Here is a 22,240-nt window from a genome sequence, read left to right as displayed (position 1 = left end):
TATCACTCCATATTAAACTCAAATAGGTTATCTAATAATTCGATATATTCTTCTAATTTTTCCTCATCATCTAGTTCTTTTAATTTTAAAATTGGGTTTCTAATAATCCTTTTTAATGCTGAATTTAACATCTTCTGTATAATCTTCTTCTCTCTACTATTTAATTCTAGTTTTCTATAAATATATTCAAGGGTATCTTCCTGTACTTTACTGCACTGCCTATTTAATGCCTTTATAACCGGGTCTACCTTGATTGTTTTAAGCCAGTTTATAAATTCATCTATATCTGAATTTATAATATCTTTAGCTCTTCTTGAAAGTTCTTCCCTCTTTTTTTCATTTTCACTTGATATCTTTTTTAAATCATCTATATTAAATAAGTAGACTTTGCTAATATCTTTAACCTTATCATCTACATCTCTAGGCATAGCCATATCCATTATATATAATTCTTTCTCTAAAGTGGGCATATCTTCACTCTTTATAATAGTATGGGGTGATGCAGTTGCAGTAACTAAAATATCCACTTCATTTAAAATATTATACCTTTCATCATAATCTATAGGATTTACTTTAGGATAACATTTTTTAATATTAACTACCCTTTCATGACTTCTGTTTGACATATAAACCTTATCAAGTTTTTCTTCTAACAGATATTCAAGGGCAAGTCTCCCCATTTTCCCAAGGCCTATTACTAAAGCTTTTTTACCTTCTAAACTTCCTAATTGTTCTTTCAAAAACTTTATACCTATATAACTAACTGAAAGGGGGTGTTCAGATATTTTTAGTTGACTTTTAATGTTTTTAGCTGTAGTTACAGCTTCCCTAAATAGTTTATTTAATATTTTCTTACTAGCACCAAGCTCCATAGCAAAAGTGTGTGCATCCTTTACTTGGCCTAAAATTTGGTCTTCTCCTAAGACTATAGATTTTAAACCAACCGCTACAGAGTATAAATGAAATAAAGCCTCTTTGCCTTCTTTTACAAAAAGATAATTTTCTATATTATTTGCCTTTGAATAATTCTTATAAAAATCCTTTATAATTTTAATTTTTTCAGAGATCTTTTTTTCTCTATCTGCTATATATATTTCACTTCTATTACATGTTGACAATATTACTACTTCTTTTATGCCCTCATCTAAAAGATAATTTGTTGCTTCTATTTTTTTAGAATCTGTAAAAGAAACCTTTTCTCTAACCTTAGCAGGTGCTGTGTCATGATTTACACCTACAACTGCAATTTTCATATTTTATACCTCCATAATTTCATTGTTTAATCTCTATAGTTTTATAATTATCTTCCTTTATAATTTTAACTGATTTTTTGTATACATCAAAAAATATATAATTATAGCTTTATTTTATTCCAATTGGCATACAATTCTTCTTCACTTTTGTATAATGGAATACCTAAATTTTTATGTAATCTTACAAGCCAAGGCTGTTTCAAGTTTGCCCCTTTTAAAATTTCATCTTGTAAGAAAATTTCTTTAGTTCTTCCTTCACCTAATACTATTCCATTATTTAAAACATATATGTAATCACATATACTATATATTAAATCCATGTTATGACTTGATATGACTACCCTTTTTCCTTTCCTTTTTATTTCTTTTATTATATCAACAATAATATCAACCATGTATGGGTCAAGTCCTGCAGTTGGCTCATCTAAAAATATCACCTCTGTATCTAATGCTAAAACTGAAGCAATAGCAACTCTCTTTTTTTGTCCATAGCTTAAAAAATGTACTGGTTTATTTTCTAGATCTAATGCCTTAACGGTTTTTAGGGCATTGTAAACCCTTTTTTCTACTTCCTTCTCTTCTAATCCTAAATTTCTAAGGGCAAAGGCTACATCATCATACACTCTAGAATAAAAAATCTGTTTTTCCGGATCTTGAAAAACTATACCTACTTTCCTTCTTAGTTCTATCAGATACTTTTTTCTATATTTTACCTTTTGTCCATTAAATAGTACTTCCCCTTTTGTAGGAATTAAAATTCCTACAAAATTTAAAAAGAGAGTTGTTTTTCCTGAACCATTTGGCCCAACTATACCTATTATCTCACCTTTCTTTAAATCAACATTTACATCTTTAAGTGCCACAGTTTTATCTTCGTATTTATACGTTAAGTTAACTGTTTTCAGCATTTTATCACCTACATATGAAATTTTCCGTTGTAACCTTTCACTTCTAATGCTATTTTCATCTCTTCATACCTTTTCATTACTCTAATAAAAAGACATGCAACTAAAGAAGAAATAGAATTTAGTGAATTCTTAAATTCTACATAGCCAAATCTCAATTGTTGTGCTGTATATATCTCCTTGCACTCCTTTAAAAAAATAAAAATAAATCTATATGTAAGAACTATGATTTCAATAAATATATCAGGTAGTCTAATAAGTTTTAATACATATATTAAATCATTTATTGGAGTTGTAAGAATTAGAAAAAAAGTAGAAGTTATTGTTGAAATTGACCTCATAAATAACATAAAAGTATTATTTAAGCTAATCTCTGTGATTCCAATATAGAAATTTATAACTTTTAAACTAAATATAAAATTATTTTTATCTATATCTATTGAAAACAATACTGCAAATGATCCAAATACCAAAAATAATAAGGGAACAGTTAATATTTTTAAATAAATAGTTAATGGTATTCTTGCTATAACTACAATTAGAATGGACATAGCTATAACTATACCTGTCCAAATATATAGGTTATTTGAAAATAAAGCTACAGCTAAAGCTACTATATAAAATATGACTTTTGTAAATGGATTAACTTCTTTTAATTTATTTATATAAGCGTATTTATCTATTATAAGCACTGTTTTTCTTCCCCTTTAAATATCCCATAATATATGCTATAATACCAGTTCCTATAGATGCCTGTATTGCAAATAACATGCTTTCAATTTCACTACTTGGAGGCTCCCAAAAAGGCTCAAACCAAGGTTTATAATCTGGTGAAACTTTATTTATGACTACTTCTGCCATACCATCTGCTCCGCCAAATTCTGCATTTCCATTTAAAATCATAGGCAACAATACTACTAATATTCCTATAAACAATAATATAAGATTTTTAGTTGTCACTTTCATTTAAAAATCCCCCTTCAAATTTATATTGAGTCAATAAATTAAATACTATAACCGTAAAAATACCTTCTACAATTGCCAGTGGAATTTGTGTTATTGCAAAAATTGACATAAATTTTACTAGTGAAGCTAAAATCCCTCCTGTTGGGTCTGGGTGGGCTAATGCAAGCTGGATTGAAGTTACAACATATGTAGATAAATCCCCTAAAGCAGCCCCTAAAAAAACTGCTACAGAATTCTTTAACCCACTTTTTTTCCCTAGTTTGTAAACTCCATAAGCTACTACTGGACCTATAACAGCCATTGAAAACGTATTTGCTCCTAAAGTTGTAATTCCTCCATGGGCTAATAATAATGCCTGAAACAGTAACACTATTAATCCTAAAAAACTCATAACTGTAGGTCCAAAGAGTACGGCACCTAAACCTACACCTGTAGGATGGGAACAACTACCTGTTATTGATGGTAATTTAAGTGCAGATAAAACAAATACAAATGCTGCAACAATAGCTAAAAACATTTTTTTATTGGGCTCACTCTTTACTATCTTTTTTACATTATAAAATCCCTTTATAATAAAGGGTAATGTAATTATAAACCAAGAGATAGCCCAAAAAGGAGGAAGATATCCTTCCATTATGTGCATAGCAAATGTTATGTTAGGGGTAATTACAATCAAAGGAACTATTAATAAAAATATAAGCCTATAAGCTAGCATTTCTTCACTTCCTTTCATAAATAAAATAAAAAATCCTAACCTTAGAAGGTTAGGATTACATACTATAGCTATATACTACTTAAAAGTATACAAGTAGCATATTACTTGAGTATTACCTCCCCTCCGAAGGTATACTTATCCAAACTAGGCAGGTCTCCTGACTTGCGATTCATCCTACTCTCTAACCTTCCCATCCTATAAAGGACAGTGGTATTAATTAGATTTCGTCCACGCTCACAGTAGCGGGGGCTGTAGAGGATTTTCACCTCTTTCCCTATTAAGCCAAAAAGGCACCTATTTTGGCATATTATTCTATTTTAAAATCTATTTATACTGATTATATTCCAACTTTTTCCCCTTGTCAAATGTTTCACTATTTATTTAACTTCTTTTTTAATTTTTCTAGCATATCCTTAGTCATTTCTGCTAAGTCATACTTAGGATTCCATCCCCACTCTTCACGGGCAGCACTATCATCTAATGAATTAGGCCATGAATCAGCGATATCTTGTAATACAGGATCTACATCATAATCCATTTCAAAATCTGGTATATGTTTCTTAATTTCAGCATAAATATCTTCTGGTGCAAAACTCATAGCAGTTACATTAAATGCATTCCTATGAACTAGTTTATCTGGATTAGCTTCAATTAAATTAACTATTGCATCTAAAGCATCTGGCATATACATCATATCCATGTATGTTCCTTCTTTAATCGGGCAAGTATATTTCTTATTTTTTAGTGCTTCATAATATATATGTACTGCATAATCAGTAGTACCTCCACCAGGTAGTGTAGTATATGAAATTAGTCCAGGGAATCTAACCCCTCTAGTATCTACACCAAATCTTTTATGATAATAATCACATAATAACTCTCCTGCTACCTTCGTTACACCATACATAGTTGTTGGGCGTTGTATAGTATCCTGTGGAGTATTATCTTTAGGAGTATTTGGACCAAAAGCTGCTATCGAACTTGGAGTAAATACTCCGCAATCGTTTTCCTTTGCCACCTCTAAAATATTATAAAGCCCATTCATGTTTACATCCCAAGCTAAACCTGGCTTCTTTTCACCTACTGCTGATAATATTGCTGCTAAATGAACAATCCAATCTACTTTATGTTTTTTTACAGCTTCTGCTATTTGTTCTGGTTTAGTAACATCTACTATTTCAAAAGGACCAGATTCAATAACCTTTTCAGCACCTTCTTTTCTACTAAGTCCACTTGCAACTACATTATTATCACCATAAATTTTCCTCATGTACATTGTTAGCTCAGAACCAATTTGTCCTAAAGCACCTGTTATTAATATCTTTTTTGTCATTGTTTTACACCTCCATAATATTTTGCTACAGTTATATTTTACAACTTATCCGAAAATTTTTAAAGTAATAAATATTATTACCATATATTATAGATATCTATAAACTAAATCATTCTAATTTTAAATTTCTCATTATTTTAATAATTTAATTACATAATTTTTAATATTGTTAAATTTTTGTTGTTTAAATTTTGCATTTTTGATATAATATTTTAGTGTTTTTTCAATATATTATCTGCCCTAATTTAGTATAATTATAACTTTTTTTATTAACAATAAATTTTAAAGGAGGTTCAGTCAATGTTAAAAAAAATAGGATTATTGCCTAGATTAGTTATAGGTATAATTTTAGGTATTATTATTGGATTAATCTCAAGATCTATCGAAAATTATATAATTATAAGATTGTTTAGCACTTTTACAGGTATATTTGGTAATTTTTTAAATTTTATTATTCCTTTTATAATTATAGGATTTGTTGCACCAGGTATTGCTGATTTAGGCAAAGGTGCTGGTAAGTTATTAGGGATAACTGCTTTTATAGCATACATATCAGCAATAACAGCTGGTATTATAGCCTTTTTTATAGGTTCAGCTATATTACCTAGTATCATAAAAGCCGGTGAAGTAGGTCAAAAAACTGCAGTAAATTTATCAGGCTATTTCAATATTGAAATGCCTCCTATGATGGGGGTTATGACTGCTTTAATAACAGCTTTTATTTTAGGAATTGGCATGGCATATATAAAGGGAAGAAGTTTATTTGAAGCACTTACAGATTTTCAAAATATAGTTGAAGGTGTTGTAAAAAAAGTATTAATTCCTTTAATTCCATTTCATATAGCAGGTATTTTTTCTAGACTAACAGCTGCAGGAGAAATTTTTAAAACACTAAAGGCTTTCTCTTCAGTTTTTGCTTTAATAATTACCCTTCAGCTAAGTTATATTATTATTCAATATATTGTAGCGTGGGTTGTAAGTAAGAAAAATCCATTTATATGTATTAAAAACATGTTACCTGCATATTTTACAGCTTTAGGAACACAATCCTCTGCTGCAACAATACCTGTAACAATACAGAGTGCTAGAAAAAATGAAATTTCAGAAGATATCATAGATTTTGTAATACCTTTAGGTGCCACAATACACCTTGCTGGTGATACTATAACATTAGTATTAGCTTCAATGGGAGTTATGCTTATTTCAGGGCAAACACCTACTTTTGCAACTATGCTACCATTCATTTTAATGTTGGGAATTACAATGGTTGCTGCTCCAGGTATCCCTGGTGGTGGTGTATATGCTGCTTTAGGATTACTTCAAAATATGTTACTTTTTACTAAAGCACAACAGGGATTAATGATAGCCCTACATTTTGCTCAAGATAGTTTTGGCACTGCAACTAATGTTACTGGTGATGGTGCAATAGCCATATTAATTGATTCAATTGCAAAACGAAGAAAAGAAATAAATAAAAAATAGATGCTGTGCTATACAGCATCTATTTTTTTAGCTTCTCTTCTTCTTTCAACCAAATATAATAGATACATTAATGTAGCTCCACATAAACCCATAATAAAAGCTACAATCCACACCTGTTTTATTCCATAGCTTTCTATAAAGGAACCCATTATTCTTGGACTTAATGCCCAACCTGCTCCGGTAATTATGGGAAGTACAGCGTTAAATCTTCCCCTATGGGACATAGGTGCATGATTAGCAATATAAACTCCAGAATTAGTTACATTTAGTATTTCACCCATAGTCCATATTGCTGTAGATAACACGAACAAAGAAGGTTTGTCAATAAAGTAAATCATACCAAAACCCACTGCACATAATACTCCTGATATAGCTATATTTAAAATAGGCTTTAATTTTTTTGTTAAAGTAGTAAGAAATATAGTCATTGTAACTACTACAGCTCCGTTTGTAGTCATAAGAACTCCAAAGATTTTTTTACTTGATTCTTCTCCAAAAATATCACTTAATTGAATTGGTAATGCAAAATGATGTTGAGCAAATACAAATGAGTATATGGTTGATACAAGTGCAAATGCCAAAAGAGAGGGTCTTTTAAATAATACAGCAATTAAATGTCCTTCTTCAGTTCTTTCATCGGTTTTAAGCTTTTTACCTTCTTCCATTTCTTTTTCCGAAGGAATTGTTTCTTCTACATAGATTAAAACTAAAATAAGCGAAATTAAAGTCGTAAAAGCATCCCCTAAAAATATCCATTTAAGATAGTTGTTATAAAGAAAACCTGCAATTAATGGTCCAATACTAAAACCAATATTAGTCCCTAGGTATAATAATGAAAATGCTCCTTTTCTATTTTCTGCAGTAGTTAAATCTGCAGTCATAGCACTACTTGCAGGCTGTGCTGCCCCTCCAAATACACCTGCTAATATAAGTAACCACGGGACAATCATAGAATTTCCTAAAAATGCACAAGGGACAAAACATAATGCAGCTAATCCCTGGAAAAATACTAGTATTTTTTTACGGCCAAAGTGGTCTGATAACTTTCCTCCTATAATGGAACCAGGTACATATGATACTGCTGATAACATCACATAGGTTCCTGCTACTTCTTCCCTTATCCCTAAATTTTCAGTTAAATAAAAAGTTAGAAATGGAAATACGAATGCTCCCATAGTGTTAATTATTCGTGCAAAAAATAATACATAAATACTCCTTGGAAGGCCCTTATAAGTATTGAAGGTTTCTCTTAATTGCATATTACCAACTCTTTTCTCAATTTTAATTAAATTCCATTATACATTATATTTTTAAGGGATTCAATTTAAAACAGAAAATTGTTTTTAAATTTTTGTAAATTTTAGAAAATAATTAAGGACTCCATTTAGGAGTCCTTACAAAATATTATCTCATTCTTCCTCCGCCAACACCTTGAGCTTGAGTTAATTGAGATTTAAGTTGTTGTCTTTCTTGAGAGCTTACTTGCCCTGCTGGTTGATAATAATTCTTTTGAGTAGCTATTTGAGCTAATTGACTTTGAAATTGCTCAGCTTCTCCTCTTAATTGTTGTAATGCTCCTCTTAGTTGTTGATTTGAGCATTCACTTATAGCTTTTGTATAATCACTTAAACTAGCTTTAGTCATAGCTAAAACATCATTAACAATATCTCTTTCTTGCATAATCATACCTCCCATTTATTTTTTATAGTGAATTAATTAAGTTTTGAGCAGTAGTTCCTGCTGAACGAGCTCCTTGCTCAAACATTTGTTTAAGTTGTTGATCTCTACAATTTTGTGCATAAGTTCTTAACTTAGATTCCATCATTTGATGGTTCATGATAATGTGTCTTAAATTTTGTAATTCCTGTTGATTCAAATTACTTAAGTTTAAAGTGTTTTTAAGAGTCATAAAACCTCTCCTTTCGTTATACTTATTTTTTCTTTGTTCCTCTAATATTTTGTGCAACAGAAGATATTATATTCATAGCTAAAAATTTTTTTGCAAAAAAAGATAAACCTTCGCTTTAAATTTAAAGCGAAGGTTTCGGCTATCTATTATAATTGAAAAATGGGCTATTCATCATTCCAGGTCCAAATCCTTGTCTATTTCCAAATCCTCTTTTATATCCTCTAGGACCAAATCTATGACATCCACCTGGAAAACCGAATCCATTTGTACTATGGAATTCTTCCATATATTCAAAGTGTTCTTCCCAGGCTTTAGCTTGTTCTTCTGTTATATATCCCTCTTCTAAAGCATCCTTTACTTGTTCTTTTCTCCATTCAATCATTTCTTTAAACCAATTAGGTACTTCGTCATTATCTGCTGCAAAAGCAACAATTCCCATCGTTAAAACTAATACAACTACAAGTGATAATCCTAAAATCTTTTTCATAACTTCTCTCCTCCCTTAACTTATTTTGTACTTTAATTATAGGTTATAATTTTGAAGATATTATGAAGATATAGGAAGGATTATTATAAATTTAGTCCCTTTTTTCTCCTGACTTTCTACTCTAATTTTACCTTTATGTGCCTCTACTAACTTTTTTGCAATAGTTAAACCAATACCTGCTCCTCCAGTTTTCCTATTTCTTGATTTTTCACTTCTATATAATCTTTCAAATATAAAAGGTAAATCTTCTTTCGGAATACCAATGCCATTATCTTCAATTTCAATTATTATATTCTTCTTATCTTGTCTTAATTTTAAATTTACCCTTCCACCGGTTTCAGTAAATTTTAAAGCATTAGATATAATATTAATCATTACCTGTCTTATTTTATCCCTATCTGCCATAATATCTACGTCTTTCTCAATATCACTTTCTAAAGATACTTGTTTATTGTAGAACTCAACCTTAAAGCTTTCCACTATTTCCTTTAATAGCTTTGTTAAATTTATTTCTTCTATTTGAAGTTCTATTTTATGATTTTCAATATCTGTAAGATATTTTAACTGTTCAACCAATTTTATAAGTCTGTCTACTTCATTTTTAAATATAGTCATTCTCTCAATATTTGGCTCCCATACTCCATCTATAATAGCTTCAATATGACTTTGAAGTATTGATAATGGCGTCCTAAGCTCATGGGCTATATCTGATGTAAGTCTTTTTCTTAATCTTTGTTGTTTTTCTAATGAAGCTGCTAAATGGTTTATGGAATTTGTAAGTTCATTTAATTCATTTATATTATTTAATTTACTTATTCTCGTATCTAGTTTCCCATTTCTTATATCATTAGAAGCCTTTGTGATATTTATAATAGGCTTTGAAATAATTTTTGATAAATATGCTCCTAACCCAATAGCAATAATAATTGATATAAGTGCAGAAAAGATAATAGATGTATTTATTCCCTTTGCAAACTCTATTTCTCTTTCAGATACCATGAAAGGACCTATATAACCTATTTCCACATGTCCAATTATTTCTCCATTTTTATTTAGTTCAATAACCTCACTTTTATACTCTCCATTTTCCAAAAAGCTTCTTCTTCGTCTTCCCATTCCCATCATACTATGACCCATTTTTCTCATCATTTCAATATGCATTCTCATCATATTATTTTGCACATAGTGAGTAAATATAACATTCCCTTTATTATCTCTAATTACAATATCAAAATTTTTAATAAGGGAAGAAGTAGCAATATTTTCTAGACTATCTATTGTCCAACCAACTTCTGGTTCATATGACTCTTTAATAAGATGAGTTAATTCTTTTATCCTATTTTTCTGTTCTTTTTTCATGTATAAATCAAACTTATTAAACAGGGTAATATTTGATATTATACTAACTAAAATAATAGAGAATATAGTTCCTCCTAAAATAAAAAGGGTTAACCTTGTCCTTAGTCTATTAAACATTTTTATCCTCCTAAAAACTTATATCCCACACCATAAATAGTTTTGATATATTTATTTTTTTCATCTTCAATTTTATGTCTAATATTCTTTATATGGGCATCTATTGTTCTATCATATCCTTCAAAGTCAAACCCTAAAGCCTTATTAATTAGCTCTTCTCTACTAAAAACTTTCCCTATGTTTTTGCTTAGTAAAGATAATATCTTAAACTCAGTAGGGGTAAGTTTTATTTGTTTACCCTTTTTTCTAACTTCCATTTTACTAAAGTCAATAGCTAAATCACCATTATTAAATTCAATTATGTCTGCCTTTATATTACTATTTTCAAGCCTTCTTAATATTGCCCTAACCCTTGCTACTAATTCCTTAGGACTAAATGGTTTTACCATATAATCATCTGCCCCTATATTTAATCCGTTAATTCTGTCGCCTTCTTCTACCTTTGCTGTTAGCATTAGTATTGGCACTTGTGATTTAACCCTTATTTTTTTACAAACCTCCTCACCTGATAAATCAGGTAACATTAAATCTAGCACAATAAAATCTATAGTTTCTAAATTAAATATATCAATTGCATCTTTACCACTAAATGCTGTAAAAACCTTATAACCTTCCTTTTCTAAGTATGCTTTTACAACATTAACTATTTGCTCCTCATCATCTACTACAAGAATACTTTTTTCATTTTCCACTATATCACCTCTATTCCTTAACTTTCCCTTCTAAATTAACTTAAAACAGAGAAAGCCCAGTATTATACTGGGTTTCTAACTAATCCTTTAAAATATCCATTTTTCTTCTATACTCTTCTTCATCTATTTCTCCCTTTGCATATCTTTCTTTTAATATTTCAATAGCCCTATCATTTTTTCTATAATTATTATTTGAATTTTTATTTATCAGTTTGAAAACTAAAACAACTGCAATTACTATTACTACTATTCTAATTAATCCCATACCAAATACTAACCATAACATATTTCCCGGTAATCCAACATTAAACATATGCCACATTAAATTTCCTCCTTATTATCTTAATCTAATAATACCCTCTTTTTCTCAAGATATTCTTCTTCTGATATTTCTCCCCTTGCATACCTTTCTTTTAATATATCTAAAGGGTCTCTTCTACTAGATTGTTCTCTAAAAATATTATCACCCTTTGAACTAACAAGCCAATATACTACTAAAAGGGTTAATATTAGCCCAAATCCCATCATATTTATCCCTCCTTACTTCTTGTTTACATTATAATCTAAAAATTTGAAGAAAATATGAAGGAAAACAAAATTTAAATTAGCTGAAAACCTTCTCTATTTTATCTTTATAAACCTCAAAATCTTCCCCTGAATAAAGAATAAACCTTACTTCTTCAAAGGTTATTTTATTCAACACTTCTTTAACTGCATTTAATGCAACTATACTAGCCTTTTCTATTGGATATCCATAGGCTCCTGTGCTTATTGATGGGAAAGCTATTGTTTTAATATTATTTTCATGGGCTAATTTAAGACTATTTTTATATGCATTTGATAACAATTGAGGTTCTTTATTATTCCCTCCCCTCCAAATTGGACCTACTGTATGTATTACATATTTTGCTTTTAGGTTTCCACCTGATGTTATAACAGCTTCTCCTGTTGGACATTTACCCTGATTTTTCCTTATTTCTTTACATTCCTTAAGTATTTCAGGACCTCCCGCCCTATGTATAGCTCCATCTACTCCTCCACCGCCCATAAGTGAGCTATTAGCTGCATTTACTATAACCTCTGTATCCTGTTTTGTTATATCACCTTTTAAAAGAGTTATTTTAGTCCCATTATATGTAAAACCTATACTCTTCATTATAATCCCTCCTAATATATTATTTTTATAACACATAGGAAAGTATAATCAAATAAAAACTATGGATAAAATATGATTTCCGTTATGTGTTTCAAAAAAGTCAACCTTGAGAATTTTCTATTTTAAATAGAAGATTTTTTTATTTATTATATCAGGAAAAATTTTGTATTAAAATATTTTTACCTTTTCTGGTAATAATAAATTAGAGAAATGGAGGTGAAACGATTGGATTATAAAAAAATAGTTGTTGAAAATACTCTAGAGCCATATATAGAATATTTAAAAAACAATGGATATGATGTCCATAAACTATACTTAAACAAAAATGCAAATAATATTACTTCACCAGAATATGAAGCTATTATACTTTCTAATAAAAATAAAATGAATACAACACAAGGAAATATAAATAATCTACCTGTGATTGAAACTAAAGGAAAATCACCTCAAGATGTTTACAATGAATTAAGAAATTTAAGATAATAAAAAAGTGACTGCTATATTGGCAGTCGCTTAACTTATTTAAACATCACTAATTTTTTTACACCTTAAAAATAAAAATTGTGGCCTCTTTGTCAGTCTTTGATAACTTTCTGGTTGTTTTCTTTTAAATTCTTCCGTTGGCATAGGTTCATCTAACTTTTCTATCATGAAACCTGATTTAATTACAGGAGATATTATATCCTTCAATGGTCTTCTATAAAATTGTACCTTTACCTTACCTTCATGTGTATCCCATTCATCATCTAGTAGTTCAATAGCAAAATAATTTTCTCTATTAAACACTGTAAAATCCATAAAGGGATGATGTACTGAAAATACTAAATAGCCAGATGGTTTTAATATTCTATTAAATTCCTTCATAACATTATTCCAATTTTTAATATAATGAAGTGTTAATGAGGATATGACTAAATCAAAATTTTTATCTTCTAAAAAATCTAATGGTCTATTTAAATCAGTCCTTATAATTTCAGCCCTATCCCCAACCCTTTTTCTAGTCATTTCTATCATTTTAGGACTGAAATCTATAGCAGTTACCTTTGCTCCATGTTCTATTAACCACTCTGTATACCATCCAGCTGCACAGGCTGCATCTAAAACCCTTTTATTATTTACATCTGGTAATAAAGCTAATGTTCCAGGTCTTTCATAATATGCATTAAATGGCTTATTGTCTACATGTTTAAAGTAATATTCAGCCAATTTTTCATATGAATCATAGGATATTCCCTTTTTACAAGTCATATAATCCCCCTATCTCTTTACTAAATAAAAAAGCATCCAACTTTGGGATGCTAACTTAAACTTATGTATAATTAATTTTATATATTTTCAATAACTTTATCAATATTATTGTACGCATTTTCATATTTTATTTTAGGTCTTTCAATAAGTAGTATATCTATCCCCATTTCCTTAGCTGATTCAATTTTTTCCTTTGTACCTCCTATATCTCCACTATCTTTGGTAACTAGATATTTAATATTATAAAAACTATAAATAGCAATATTAAGCTCCTTCGAGAAAGGTCCTTGCATTCCTAATATTTGCTTTGGTAGAAGTCCTAAATCTTCACATTTTTTTATAATCTTTGACATGGGCAAGAGTCTAATATAAAGCCTTTCTTTTTGTACTGTGTTTACAAAGGCTTCTAAATTATTACTTCCAATTGTTAATAAGATATTTCCTTGCTTATTTTTTAGCCAGTCTGCTGCTTCCTTAAAGGACTTAAAATTTCTTACCCCTTCGTATTCTCCTTTAGATCTTTCGTACCTTATATATTTAACTAAAGTCTTTTTGCTAGCATTTATGGCATTTTTTGATACTTCTTTTGCATAAGGATGGGTAGCATCAATTATACAGTTTATTCCATATTCTTTTATAATATGCTTCATTTCATTTTCAGTAAGTCGTTTTGATATTATTTTTAAGTTATGATGTTCTTTAATTAATGCTCCTCCATATTCTGTTGCAGTAGTAGCTAATACTTTATATCCCTTTTCTATAAGTTTTTCAATTATTATCCTTCCATCTTTAGTACCAGATAAGACTAGTATCAAACTTTGTACCCCCTAGGTGTCACCATTTTTCCATTTTTTATAAATGTCTGTGAATTTCCTATTACTACTACAGTAAGCATGTCTATTTTATTTTCTAGCATTTTATCTAATGTTGTTAATATTATCTGTTCTCCTTCTCTTTTGGCATTTCTTACAATTCCAACTGGAGTATCCTTATCTTTATACTTAAGCATTATTTTTCTAGCAATTTCAATTTGTTTTTGCCTTCCTTTACTCTTTGGATTATATAAACATATTATAAAATCGCCTTTAGCTGCACATTCTATTCTCTTTTCTATAACTTCCCAATCAGTCAATAGATCACTTAAACTTATAACAGCATAATCATGCATAAGTGGTGCCCCTAAACAGGCTGCAGCTGCATTTGCTGCAGTAACACCCGGAATAACTTGTGCTTCTATGTTACTATCTTCCTTTAATAATATCTCTAACATTATTCCTGCCATTCCATAAACTCCTGCATCACCACTACTTATAAGTGATACAATATTTCCTTTTTTAGCATATTCTAATGCCTTTTTACATCTATCGATTTCCTTTCTCATTCCAGAAGAAATTACTGATTTATTTTTTAATAAATCTTCAACTAACTTAATATAAGTTTTGTATCCAATTATAACCTCAGACTTTTCTATTGCTTCTAAAGCTTCTGGTACCATATATTCTCTTTTTCCAGGACCAAGACCTACTATGTAAATTTTCCCTTTTTTATAACTCATATTTCTTCCTCCCATACAGCAATGGTTATTCCATTAAATGATGTTTTTTTTAATAAAAATTTTCCCTTATTTGACGAAAGATAAGCACACGGTTCACAAACTGCACCTACACCAATAGTCTTTCTTACAAATTCAGAGGTGTTAAATTTATTTTCAACCTTTTTTATTTCATTTTTTGTAAATATCTTGATAGATACATTGTAATAATTTGAAGCTTCTATTAATCCCTTTTCATTTCTTTTTATATCAACAGTTGCAAAATTTTTAATACTCTTTGGATGAAGATTTAATTTGTTTAATACAGTATCTATTGCATTAATAATGCTTTTTTTAGGTATTCCCCTTCTACATCCTATACCTATTACAATATTCTTAGGAATTAGATGAACCTTTGATTTGTGATCATCTATTATTTTTTTATTTGTTATGTGAATAGTTCCCTTTATGTTGTGATTATTATTTAAATCATTTAAAATTATGTTTTTAGGTAGAGGAATTCTTATTTTTATATCAGATTTAATCTCTACTATTTCATCATTTACAATTAATGAGGTAATCTTTTTTGCATCCTCTAAATTTTCAATTTCACAGTTTAACTTCATGGCTAAGGTATCTACTGCTATAGTATTTTTAACATCTGAAGCAGTAGTAATTATAGGTTTTGCCCCAATTAATTCTGCAACCTTTACTGCTGCAGAATTAGCACCTCCTATATGACCTGAAAGTAGGCTTATTACATGATTTCCTTCCTCATCTATTACTAAAACTCCAGGGTCTTTAGTTTTATCCTCTATATATTCTGATATTGTCCTTACTACAATTCCTGTTGCCATAATAAATATAATTACTTCATATCTTGTAAATATATTGCCAACAAAATTCTTAAAGTTTTGAGCTATACTTATAGCATCTGTATCATTCCATTTAGGTTGTGTATATAAATCTATATCTGGTATTTTTCTCTTAATCCTTTTACCTAAACTAAGAGCTCCCCTTGTAAGGGTTATAACTGCCCATTTCACTTCTTTGCACTCCTATATTCATGGCTAAAATTTTTATCATAAAGTTTAGATAGTTCATATTTATTTCCTAGGAAATTGCCAACTAAAATCTGAGCTGTCTTAGTAATATTTGCTTCTTTTACTTTCTTTTCTATATCTTTTAATGTACCCTCTACAATTTTCTCATCTTCCCATGTAGCCCTTTGTACTACTGCAACAGGGGTATCCTCATCATAATGTTTCTTTAATTTTTCTACTACTCTATCTATCATATGTACTGATAGAAAAATAGCCATAGAAGCCTTATGGGAAGCTAAACTCTCTAAATTTTCCTTCTCAGGTACAGGGGTTCTTCCTTCAAGCCTTGTACATATTACAGTTTGAGAAACCCCTGGTAGTGTAAATTCCTTCTTTAATACTGCTGCTGAAGCCACAAAGGAACTTACCCCTGGTATAACTTCATAATCTATTCCTAACTTATCAAGTTTATCCATTTGCTCTCTTATTGCACCATAAATACTAGGGTCCCCTGTATGTACTCTAGCTATTTTTTTACCCTCGTATATACTTTCTTTAGTAATATCTATTATTTCTTCTAAAGTCATTTTTGCACTATTATAAACTTCACTTTTTTCCTTTCTACAATTAATAACTTCAGGATTAACAAGTGAACCTGCATATATTATTACATCAGCTTCTTCTATTATTTTTCTTCCCTTTACTGTAATAAGGTCTGGGTCACCTGGTCCAGCACCAATAAAATATACCTTACTCATCCCTTATCCCACCTTTTTTTACAATTACAGTCGATAAATATGGAATCTTTTCATCCTTTAAGCTTTCTATATCATAGGATATCTTTTCCTTATCAGTTCCACACTTTGATATTAAGACAAATTTATCCTCATATCCCTTATCTATTAATTTCTCTGCCAACATTTGATTAGCATGGGATGGTTTCATAATAATAACATTGTCAAAGTTGTCTAACATTTTCTCTAGTTTTTCTTCATCTTTCATTAATGGTAATATACAAAAGGATTCCTTTCCTTCAGCCAAAGGAATATTAACCCTACTGGCCACAGAGCAAAAGGAAGTGATACCTGGGATTGTCTCAATTTCTACTTTATATTGCTTTAGAAATGGAACTATATACATATATGTACTGTAAACTGTTGGGTCTCCTAATGTTAAAAATGCCACATCTTTACCCTCATTTAGTTTATTCTTTATTATTTGAGCATTTTCTTGCCATTTTTCTTCAAGGGCTTTCCTATCATGTATCATTGGAAAGTGAAGATTTATTTTTTCTATATCCTTCCTTAAATATCCTTTAGCTATATCTAAGGCAATACTTCCCTTTCCTACTTTACTTTCTGGATAAACTACAACATCTACTGATTTTAAAATTTTAACACCTTTAATAGTAATAAGCTCTGGATCTCCAGGACCTACTCCTATCCCATAAAATTTCCCCTTCATAATTAACACTCCTTATCTGCAGATATTATATATACAGGATTTTGTCCTTTCATCATTGTAAGATTTCCAATATTTTCACCCTTTGAAACAGCTATTTGCACTACTTCTATATTTTTATATTTTCGTCTCTTAATCTGTTCTAAAGCTTTATACAAGTTTTCAATAGTTATTACATTAATTACTAACCTGCCATGACTCTTTAAGTTGTCATCTACCCAATCAAAAATTTCTTTTATTTTTCCTCCACTTCCACCAATAAATACTTTATCTACCATTGGAACATTTCCTAAATCATTAGGAGCTATACCTTTTATAAGTTTAATATTTTTTATATTGAATAATTTAATATTTTTCTCTATAAGCTTTATCCCTTCCTGTTTTCTTTCAATTGAATATATAATACCTTCTTTTGCAAACAAAGCTGCCTCTATAGATATTGAACCCGTCCCTGCACCTATATCTAAGATTATATCCTTAGGTCTTATTCTAAGTTTACCAATAGTTAAAGCCCTTACTTCTTCCTTTGTCATAGGTACATTCCCTCTTATAAACTCACTATCAGGAATAGAAAAAAGATTATAATTTGTCATCCGTAATCACCACCACGCACATTCCAAAACCTTCTTTTGTTGTAAAGTACTCTATATTTCCCTTAGTTATCCTTTCATCTTCATAAGAAAGTCTCTCACCTACATACATTACCCTATCTTTTATTCCATTATCTAATAACTTTTTGGCTATTTTTTTAGGGGGCCAATTTTTATCTGTAAGTAATCCAACTTTTTTATATTCTCTAACCTTTTTAACAAAATCTAAATTCCTACCATGTAAACTTCCTATAAAGGCATCATCCCAAGTATGTCCTAATTTTGAAAACATATATTGTAGTGAACTTATACCAGGAATAACCTCTAGGTATTCACTTTCAATGTACCTCTTTAGATATCTTAATAAACTATAGAAACCTGTATCACCAGATACAATTACAGCAACTTTTTTAGTTTTATATTTCTCTTTTATAAAAGGAATAAGTTTCTTAAGATTTTTTTCAATAATAAAAATTTCCTTATCCTTTGGATTAATACTTTCAATATTTCTTCTACCACCTATTAATATATCTGCCTCATTAATTGCCCTTTTTGCAACAGGTAAAACATAATCAGGGTGTCCTGGTCCTAAGCCAACTACCTTTATCTTATTCATTTTTAAATTCCTCCAATAATTTTTTTCCATAAGGACATATACCTAATATTCCATATTGATTACTAAAAAGTAATGTTCCAACCTTAAGCTTATTTTTTACCCTATTTTCACATCTCTTACTAACCCTTTCTGCTATATATTTAAATACATCTTTATTGTTTTCATTAAGTATATAGCCTACTGCTTCCTCTGTTGTTTTACACTCTAATATCTTGCCTATTAATTCTTTAGAATTTGACATTAATCCATAATATGCTGCAAGAATTTCCATCCTTCCATCTGCAACTTTACTATGGGTATTAAATATTCCCCCTGCTACTTTTACCAATTTTCCAATATGTCCTATCCAGAGTGTTTCCTCTATACCATATTCCACTGCCTTTTCAAGCATAAACCCTATAAAATTACTTGTTTTAACTACATAATCCTCTTTTAATGAGATCTTTTTTGCAAAATCCCTTCCATAATTTCCAGGAGCAAAAATAGCCTTGTTTACACCCTCTTCCTTTAATATAGAAAGTTCTAACGCCAATGAATCCTTAAAGGCTTCTTCTGACATTGGCTCAACAATTCCAGTTGTTCCTATAATAGATATACCACCTATAATACCTAAATTTGGATTAAAAGTTTTTTCAGCTATCTTGACACCCTCTGGAGCATATATAGTGATAGTTACTCCTCTATCTTTATGTAATACCTTTTTTACCTCTTCTTTTATCATCTTCATAGGAACAGGATTTATGGCAGGTTTTCCTACTGGGACAGAAAGCCCTGGTTTTGTAACCTTACCTATCCCTATTCCCCCTGTTATCTCTATTCCTTTATCATTTTTCCTTTCAGCCTTTGCATAAATTTTTATCCCATCAGTTACATCAGAATCATCCCCACTATCTTTTATAACACAACAGCTTACACAATCTTTTTTTATTTCAATATCCTTTATGTCTAACGTTAAATTCCATCCCTTAGGAGTATTTATAGTTATGTTATTAATTTTCTCCTGTAAATAAAGCATCTTAGTAGCAGCCTTTGCTGCTGCAGCTGCACACGTCCCTGTAGTATAACCATACCTTAGCTTTTTTCCTTTTTTAATAATATAACGTTCCATACTATCACCTCTATATAAGGTAAAGAAGAGCATTAATGATTGCAGCTGACACTGTACTTCCGCCTTTTCTTCCTTTAGTGATTATGTAAGGAACATTAATATTCATTAAAGCATCCTTAGATTCTTTTGCTCCAACAAATCCGACTGGTACACCAACAATTAACTCTGGTTTTGCTTTACCTTCCTTTATTAGATTTATAAGTTGGAATAAAGCAGTTGGAGCATTTCCAATTGCAAATATTTTAATATTTTTATTATCACATGCCTTTTCAATGGCAACCATTGAACGAGTAACTCCTCTTTCTTTTGCCTCTTTAACAACCTCTTTATCATGTACTAAATTGCACACTTTTCCACCTAGTGTTGAGAGTTTTCTTTTGTTTATCCCAGCTTTTATCATCTGGGTATCTGTATATATATAACTTCCATCCTTTAAAGCCTTAATACCTTTGTCGATAGCTTCAGGATGAATTTCAAGTAAATCGGCATATTCAAAATCAGCAGTAGTATGTATTACCCTTTTTATTATTTTATCTTCCCTATGATTAAATTTCCTATCTCCTAGCTCCTTTGTAATAATTTCAAAACTCCTTTTTTCTATTTCCCTTGGATCTTTTATATACTTCAATTTTTGTCCCCCTTCTAAATTATTCTTGGACCACCCTTTACAATATTATGTTCCCTCAATCTTTCATAATTTGGGGAAAACCCCCTTTGTTTAAACTCATATTTAAATGCTTTTTTATCAAAATATGCTTCATCATAAAGGATTCCTATAACTGAACCACTATGGGCTACATTTACTCCATACGCCCCTAGTTTTTTAGCTAAATTCACTATATCCTCTAACCTGTCCTTATATAAAATTTTTTGATTTGCAATTCCACTTATAATGGCAGCTTGTCCTATATAGTTTAAATCCTTGTTTTTAATCCCATTTTCAAAGTAAGTAAAAGCCTTCTTTAAAAGCTCTTCATTTTTCTGTAATACTTCTTTTCTGTCTACCCTTCTAAAACTTATAGTATCTACAATTTCCTTTCCCTCTAACACTAAAACACTACACTTTGGAAAATCTCCATATTCTTTTATATAATCTCCTTTTAAATGGTCAAAAAGGGTTATATTTGGGAAAACAATACTATCTGTAGGCTCAATTTCTACACATAGTTTTGCTATTTCCTCTTTTGATATTTCTTTTCTAAGATATTCTGCAGTAGCTAGGGCTGTTGCAGCAAGGTCGGCAGTACTACTGGCCATACCTTTACCTATGGGAATATTAGATTCTATCTCAATTGATAATAAATTGCTAGCCTCTTTAGGGTAATTAAAATATTCAAAAACCCTTTCAACCATTTCATGGGCCTTTGACCATTTTGTCTGCTTTTTATTACCTTCAGTAATAGTTACATAGGTATAGCAGTCTATTGGATATGATATAAGCTTTTCACTTCCGTAAATCCATCCCTGCAACAATTCACCACATGAAGCAGGACACTTTGCTGTTATCATCAATAACCTCCTATATTTATATAAACTTTCCTATAGTTCGTATTGGTATATTAAAACTTTCTTTTAAATCTTTAAATCTATTTTTATCTACAGACAATACTGCACATGTAGAAGGCCCAGCCGATTTATTTAAATCTATATCAATATCTTTATTAAGGATATATTTTAATCCATTTGTTCTTGCCATTTCGTTAATTTCATATAGTATCCCCTTTGAGCCTACTGGTAAAATGTCATATACATAAGACTTTTCCCTTAACTTAATAAGAGTAGAAACTGATAATATCTCATTATCTCCCATTTTTACCTCATTTCCTACTTTGGGAATACCTGCAACTACAACCATTGAATTTTTAGGTATATTTATACTATTTAGTTTACTTTTATTTATAATTCCTATAACAGTAATACCCATACCTGTCTGACATACAGGGAAGTTTTCCTCTGTACTACCTGTAATTATCTTATTCTCATCCAAATTTAATGGTTTAATTGCTTCTTTAATTCCCTTTAATATTTTCATTCCAGTGTTGTCCATTTCAACAGAAAGGGTATTTATAATAGTCATGGGTTCTGCCCCTACACTAATGACCTCTGATAAAGCAACATGGGATGTAAAGTATCCTAAAACATTAGGTGGTACCTTAATTACATCCCTTTCCTTGTTCCCAACCCCTCCTGATGAATCACAGGATACTACTAAAGCCCTTTTAGCATCTATAGAAATTATTGTTAAATCCCTAAATTTTTCTATTTTCAT

Annotated in this window: 29 protein-coding genes and 1 riboswitch; of the genes, 2 read left to right on the top strand and 27 right to left on the bottom strand. The window is 30.0% G+C overall.

Annotated features, from left to right (window positions below):
* Window positions 1-2 precede the first annotated feature (2 nt).
* From hemA to BET03_RS10640, 6 genes are all read right to left on the bottom strand, one after another.
* Entirely contained in the window at window positions 3-1,253 is a 1,251-nt protein-coding gene (gene hemA / locus BET03_RS10665; protein ID WP_120170151.1) for a glutamyl-tRNA reductase, read from the bottom strand.
* A 101-nt stretch (window positions 1,254-1,354) separates the two neighbouring features.
* Window positions 1,355-2,161: an energy-coupling factor ABC transporter ATP-binding protein gene (locus BET03_RS10660; protein ID WP_120170149.1), complete on the bottom strand. Its 807-nt coding sequence runs from the start codon at window positions 2,159-2,161 to the stop codon at window positions 1,355-1,357.
* Between the two features lie 8 nt (window positions 2,162-2,169).
* Window positions 2,170-2,850 (bottom strand): cobalt ECF transporter T component CbiQ, encoded by a 681-nt coding sequence (cbiQ, locus tag BET03_RS10655; RefSeq protein ID WP_120170147.1) that lies wholly within the window; start codon window positions 2,848-2,850, stop codon window positions 2,170-2,172.
* A complete protein-coding gene (locus BET03_RS10650; protein WP_120170145.1) occupies window positions 2,834-3,124 on the bottom strand; it encodes an energy-coupling factor ABC transporter substrate-binding protein in 291 nt (96 codons plus the stop codon). Before BET03_RS10650 ends, cbiQ begins: the two co-directional genes overlap by 17 nt.
* Window positions 3,108-3,857, bottom strand: a complete 750-nt coding sequence (locus tag BET03_RS10645) for an energy-coupling factor ABC transporter permease (protein WP_120170143.1) — start codon at window positions 3,855-3,857, stop codon at window positions 3,108-3,110. The genes BET03_RS10650 and BET03_RS10645 overlap by 17 nt, the downstream gene beginning before the upstream one ends.
* Window positions 3,858-3,969: 112 nt before the next feature.
* Window positions 3,970-4,152: riboswitch (cobalamin riboswitch) on the bottom strand.
* A 60-nt stretch (window positions 4,153-4,212) separates the two neighbouring features.
* Window positions 4,213-5,172, bottom strand: coding sequence for an L-threonine 3-dehydrogenase (locus BET03_RS10640; protein WP_120170141.1), 960 nt, complete (start codon window positions 5,170-5,172; stop codon window positions 4,213-4,215).
* Between the two features lie 300 nt (window positions 5,173-5,472).
* On the opposite strand from BET03_RS10640, the gene BET03_RS10635 reads away from it, so the two are divergent.
* Window positions 5,473-6,654 carry a dicarboxylate/amino acid:cation symporter gene (locus tag BET03_RS10635; RefSeq protein ID WP_120170139.1) on the top strand — a complete coding sequence of 394 codons (1,182 nt, stop codon included), beginning with the start codon at window positions 5,473-5,475 and terminating at the stop codon, window positions 6,652-6,654.
* An 8-nt stretch (window positions 6,655-6,662) separates the two neighbouring features.
* Here BET03_RS10635 and BET03_RS10630 read toward each other — a convergent pair whose 3' ends face one another.
* From BET03_RS10630 to BET03_RS10590, 9 genes are all read right to left on the bottom strand, one after another.
* Window positions 6,663-7,913: an MDR family MFS transporter gene (locus tag BET03_RS10630; RefSeq protein WP_120170137.1), complete on the bottom strand. Its 1,251-nt coding sequence runs from the start codon at window positions 7,911-7,913 to the stop codon at window positions 6,663-6,665.
* Between the two features lie 145 nt (window positions 7,914-8,058).
* The gene (locus tag BET03_RS10625; RefSeq protein ID WP_120170135.1) at window positions 8,059-8,334 is read right to left on the bottom strand and encodes a spore coat protein; all 276 of its coding nucleotides are present in this window, start codon (window positions 8,332-8,334) and stop codon (window positions 8,059-8,061) included.
* Window positions 8,335-8,356: 22 nt separating this feature from the next.
* A complete protein-coding gene (locus BET03_RS13980; protein WP_279230386.1) occupies window positions 8,357-8,479 on the bottom strand; it encodes a hypothetical protein in 123 nt (40 codons plus the stop codon).
* A gap of 223 nt (window positions 8,480-8,702) precedes the next feature.
* The gene (locus BET03_RS10615; protein ID WP_120170131.1) at window positions 8,703-9,050 is read right to left on the bottom strand and encodes a DUF2680 domain-containing protein; all 348 of its coding nucleotides are present in this window, start codon (window positions 9,048-9,050) and stop codon (window positions 8,703-8,705) included.
* 60 nt (window positions 9,051-9,110) lie between these two features.
* Window positions 9,111-10,526, bottom strand: a complete 1,416-nt coding sequence (locus BET03_RS10610) for a sensor histidine kinase (RefSeq protein ID WP_120170129.1) — start codon at window positions 10,524-10,526, stop codon at window positions 9,111-9,113.
* Window positions 10,527-10,528: 2 nt separating this feature from the next.
* A complete protein-coding gene (locus BET03_RS10605) occupies window positions 10,529-11,218 on the bottom strand; it encodes a response regulator transcription factor (RefSeq protein WP_120170127.1) in 690 nt (229 codons plus the stop codon).
* Between the two features lie 79 nt (window positions 11,219-11,297).
* The gene (locus BET03_RS10600; RefSeq protein ID WP_120170125.1) at window positions 11,298-11,540 is read right to left on the bottom strand and encodes an SHOCT domain-containing protein; all 243 of its coding nucleotides are present in this window, start codon (window positions 11,538-11,540) and stop codon (window positions 11,298-11,300) included.
* Window positions 11,541-11,560: 20 nt separating this feature from the next.
* Entirely contained in the window at window positions 11,561-11,746 is a 186-nt protein-coding gene (locus BET03_RS10595; protein ID WP_120170123.1) for an SHOCT domain-containing protein, read from the bottom strand.
* 76 nt (window positions 11,747-11,822) lie between these two features.
* Window positions 11,823-12,374 carry an O-acetyl-ADP-ribose deacetylase gene (locus tag BET03_RS10590; RefSeq protein ID WP_120170121.1) on the bottom strand — a complete coding sequence of 184 codons (552 nt, stop codon included), beginning with the start codon at window positions 12,372-12,374 and terminating at the stop codon, window positions 11,823-11,825.
* Window positions 12,375-12,599: 225 nt separating this feature from the next.
* Between BET03_RS10590 and BET03_RS10585 the strand changes: the two genes are divergently transcribed.
* A complete protein-coding gene (locus BET03_RS10585) occupies window positions 12,600-12,857 on the top strand; it encodes a YkuS family protein (protein ID WP_183108832.1) in 258 nt (85 codons plus the stop codon).
* A gap of 39 nt (window positions 12,858-12,896) precedes the next feature.
* Here BET03_RS10585 and BET03_RS10580 read toward each other — a convergent pair whose 3' ends face one another.
* The 12 genes from BET03_RS10580 to BET03_RS10525 all read right to left on the bottom strand — a co-directional run bounded on the left by BET03_RS10580 (window position 12,897) and on the right by BET03_RS10525 (window position 22,240).
* On the bottom strand, window positions 12,897-13,622 hold the full coding sequence (locus BET03_RS10580) for a class I SAM-dependent methyltransferase (protein WP_120170116.1): 726 nt from the start codon (window positions 13,620-13,622) through the stop codon (window positions 12,897-12,899).
* Between the two features lie 77 nt (window positions 13,623-13,699).
* Window positions 13,700-14,437 (bottom strand): precorrin-6A reductase, encoded by a 738-nt coding sequence (gene cobK, locus BET03_RS10575; protein ID WP_120170114.1) that lies wholly within the window; start codon window positions 14,435-14,437, stop codon window positions 13,700-13,702.
* Complete coding sequence (gene cobJ / locus BET03_RS10570; RefSeq protein ID WP_120170112.1) at window positions 14,434-15,177, bottom strand: precorrin-3B C(17)-methyltransferase; 744 nt, start codon at window positions 15,175-15,177, stop codon at window positions 14,434-14,436. Before cobJ ends, cobK begins: the two co-directional genes overlap by 4 nt.
* Entirely contained in the window at window positions 15,174-16,199 is a 1,026-nt protein-coding gene (cbiG, locus tag BET03_RS10565) for a cobalt-precorrin 5A hydrolase (RefSeq protein WP_120170110.1), read from the bottom strand. The genes cobJ and cbiG overlap by 4 nt, the downstream gene beginning before the upstream one ends.
* The gene (cobM, locus tag BET03_RS10560; RefSeq protein ID WP_120170108.1) at window positions 16,196-16,954 is read right to left on the bottom strand and encodes a precorrin-4 C(11)-methyltransferase; all 759 of its coding nucleotides are present in this window, start codon (window positions 16,952-16,954) and stop codon (window positions 16,196-16,198) included. Before cobM ends, cbiG begins: the two co-directional genes overlap by 4 nt.
* Window positions 16,947-17,660 carry a precorrin-2 C(20)-methyltransferase gene (gene cobI / locus BET03_RS10555; protein WP_120170106.1) on the bottom strand — a complete coding sequence of 238 codons (714 nt, stop codon included), beginning with the start codon at window positions 17,658-17,660 and terminating at the stop codon, window positions 16,947-16,949. Before cobI ends, cobM begins: the two co-directional genes overlap by 8 nt.
* Window positions 17,661-17,662: 2 nt before the next feature.
* Entirely contained in the window at window positions 17,663-18,250 is a 588-nt protein-coding gene (cbiT, locus tag BET03_RS10550) for a precorrin-6Y C5,15-methyltransferase (decarboxylating) subunit CbiT (protein ID WP_120170104.1), read from the bottom strand.
* Complete coding sequence (cbiE, locus tag BET03_RS10545) at window positions 18,237-18,863, bottom strand: precorrin-6y C5,15-methyltransferase (decarboxylating) subunit CbiE (protein ID WP_120170102.1); 627 nt, start codon at window positions 18,861-18,863, stop codon at window positions 18,237-18,239. The genes cbiT and cbiE overlap by 14 nt, the downstream gene beginning before the upstream one ends.
* Window positions 18,856-19,971, bottom strand: a complete 1,116-nt coding sequence (cbiD, locus tag BET03_RS10540) for a cobalt-precorrin-5B (C(1))-methyltransferase CbiD (RefSeq protein WP_120170100.1) — start codon at window positions 19,969-19,971, stop codon at window positions 18,856-18,858. Before cbiD ends, cbiE begins: the two co-directional genes overlap by 8 nt.
* Before the next feature lie 10 nt (window positions 19,972-19,981).
* Complete coding sequence (locus BET03_RS10535; RefSeq protein WP_120170098.1) at window positions 19,982-20,599, bottom strand: precorrin-8X methylmutase; 618 nt, start codon at window positions 20,597-20,599, stop codon at window positions 19,982-19,984.
* 14 nt (window positions 20,600-20,613) lie between these two features.
* A complete protein-coding gene (locus BET03_RS10530) occupies window positions 20,614-21,480 on the bottom strand; it encodes a GHMP family kinase ATP-binding protein (protein WP_120170096.1) in 867 nt (288 codons plus the stop codon).
* 16 nt (window positions 21,481-21,496) lie between these two features.
* Entirely contained in the window at window positions 21,497-22,240 is a 744-nt protein-coding gene (locus BET03_RS10525) for an AIR synthase related protein (protein ID WP_120170094.1), read from the bottom strand.

The sequence above is a fragment of the Thermohalobacter berrensis genome (assembly GCF_003609645.1).
GTDB classification, from domain to species: Bacteria; Bacillota; Clostridia; order Tissierellales; family Thermohalobacteraceae; genus Thermohalobacter; species Thermohalobacter berrensis.
Note: the sequence above shows the minus strand (reverse complement) of the source record. Positions and strands in the feature narration are given on the sequence as shown.

Coding starts and splice junctions, on each gene's coding strand:
- hemA (WP_120170151.1), bottom strand. CDS start 1,253: ATGAAAATTGCAGTTGTAGGTGTAAATCATGACACAGCACCTGCTAAG.
- BET03_RS10660 (WP_120170149.1), bottom strand. CDS start 2,161: ATGCTGAAAACAGTTAACTTAACGTATAAATACGAAGATAAAACTGTG.
- BET03_RS10650 (WP_120170145.1), bottom strand. CDS start 3,124: ATGAAAGTGACAACTAAAAATCTTATATTATTGTTTATAGGAATATTA.
- BET03_RS10645 (WP_120170143.1), bottom strand. CDS start 3,857: ATGAAAGGAAGTGAAGAAATGCTAGCTTATAGGCTTATATTTTTATTA.
- BET03_RS10640 (WP_120170141.1), bottom strand. CDS start 5,172: ATGACAAAAAAGATATTAATAACAGGTGCTTTAGGACAAATTGGTTCT.
- BET03_RS10635 (WP_120170139.1), top strand. CDS start 5,473: ATGTTAAAAAAAATAGGATTATTGCCTAGATTAGTTATAGGTATAATT.
- BET03_RS10630 (WP_120170137.1), bottom strand. CDS start 7,913: ATGCAATTAAGAGAAACCTTCAATACTTATAAGGGCCTTCCAAGGAGT.
- BET03_RS10625 (WP_120170135.1), bottom strand. CDS start 8,334: ATGCAAGAAAGAGATATTGTTAATGATGTTTTAGCTATGACTAAAGCT.
- BET03_RS13980 (WP_279230386.1), bottom strand. CDS start 8,479: ATGATGGAATCTAAGTTAAGAACTTATGCACAAAATTGTAGAGATCAA.
- BET03_RS10615 (WP_120170131.1), bottom strand. CDS start 9,050: ATGAAAAAGATTTTAGGATTATCACTTGTAGTTGTATTAGTTTTAACG.
- BET03_RS10610 (WP_120170129.1), bottom strand. CDS start 10,526: ATGTTTAATAGACTAAGGACAAGGTTAACCCTTTTTATTTTAGGAGGA.
- BET03_RS10600 (WP_120170125.1), bottom strand. CDS start 11,540: ATGTGGCATATGTTTAATGTTGGATTACCGGGAAATATGTTATGGTTA.
- BET03_RS10595 (WP_120170123.1), bottom strand. CDS start 11,746: ATGATGGGATTTGGGCTAATATTAACCCTTTTAGTAGTATATTGGCTT.
- BET03_RS10590 (WP_120170121.1), bottom strand. CDS start 12,374: ATGAAGAGTATAGGTTTTACATATAATGGGACTAAAATAACTCTTTTA.
- BET03_RS10580 (WP_120170116.1), bottom strand. CDS start 13,622: ATGACTTGTAAAAAGGGAATATCCTATGATTCATATGAAAAATTGGCT.
- cobJ (WP_120170112.1), bottom strand. CDS start 15,177: ATGAGTTATAAAAAAGGGAAAATTTACATAGTAGGTCTTGGTCCTGGA.
- cobM (WP_120170108.1), bottom strand. CDS start 16,954: ATGAGTAAGGTATATTTTATTGGTGCTGGACCAGGTGACCCAGACCTT.
- cobI (WP_120170106.1), bottom strand. CDS start 17,660: ATGAAGGGGAAATTTTATGGGATAGGAGTAGGTCCTGGAGATCCAGAG.
- cbiT (WP_120170104.1), bottom strand. CDS start 18,250: ATGACAAATTATAATCTTTTTTCTATTCCTGATAGTGAGTTTATAAGA.
- cbiE (WP_120170102.1), bottom strand. CDS start 18,863: ATGAATAAGATAAAGGTAGTTGGCTTAGGACCAGGACACCCTGATTAT.
- cbiD (WP_120170100.1), bottom strand. CDS start 19,971: ATGGAACGTTATATTATTAAAAAAGGAAAAAAGCTAAGGTATGGTTAT.
- BET03_RS10530 (WP_120170096.1), bottom strand. CDS start 21,480: ATGATAACAGCAAAGTGTCCTGCTTCATGTGGTGAATTGTTGCAGGGA.
- BET03_RS10525 (WP_120170094.1), bottom strand. CDS start 22,240: ATGAAAATAGAAAAATTTAGGGATTTAACAATAATTTCTATAGATGCT.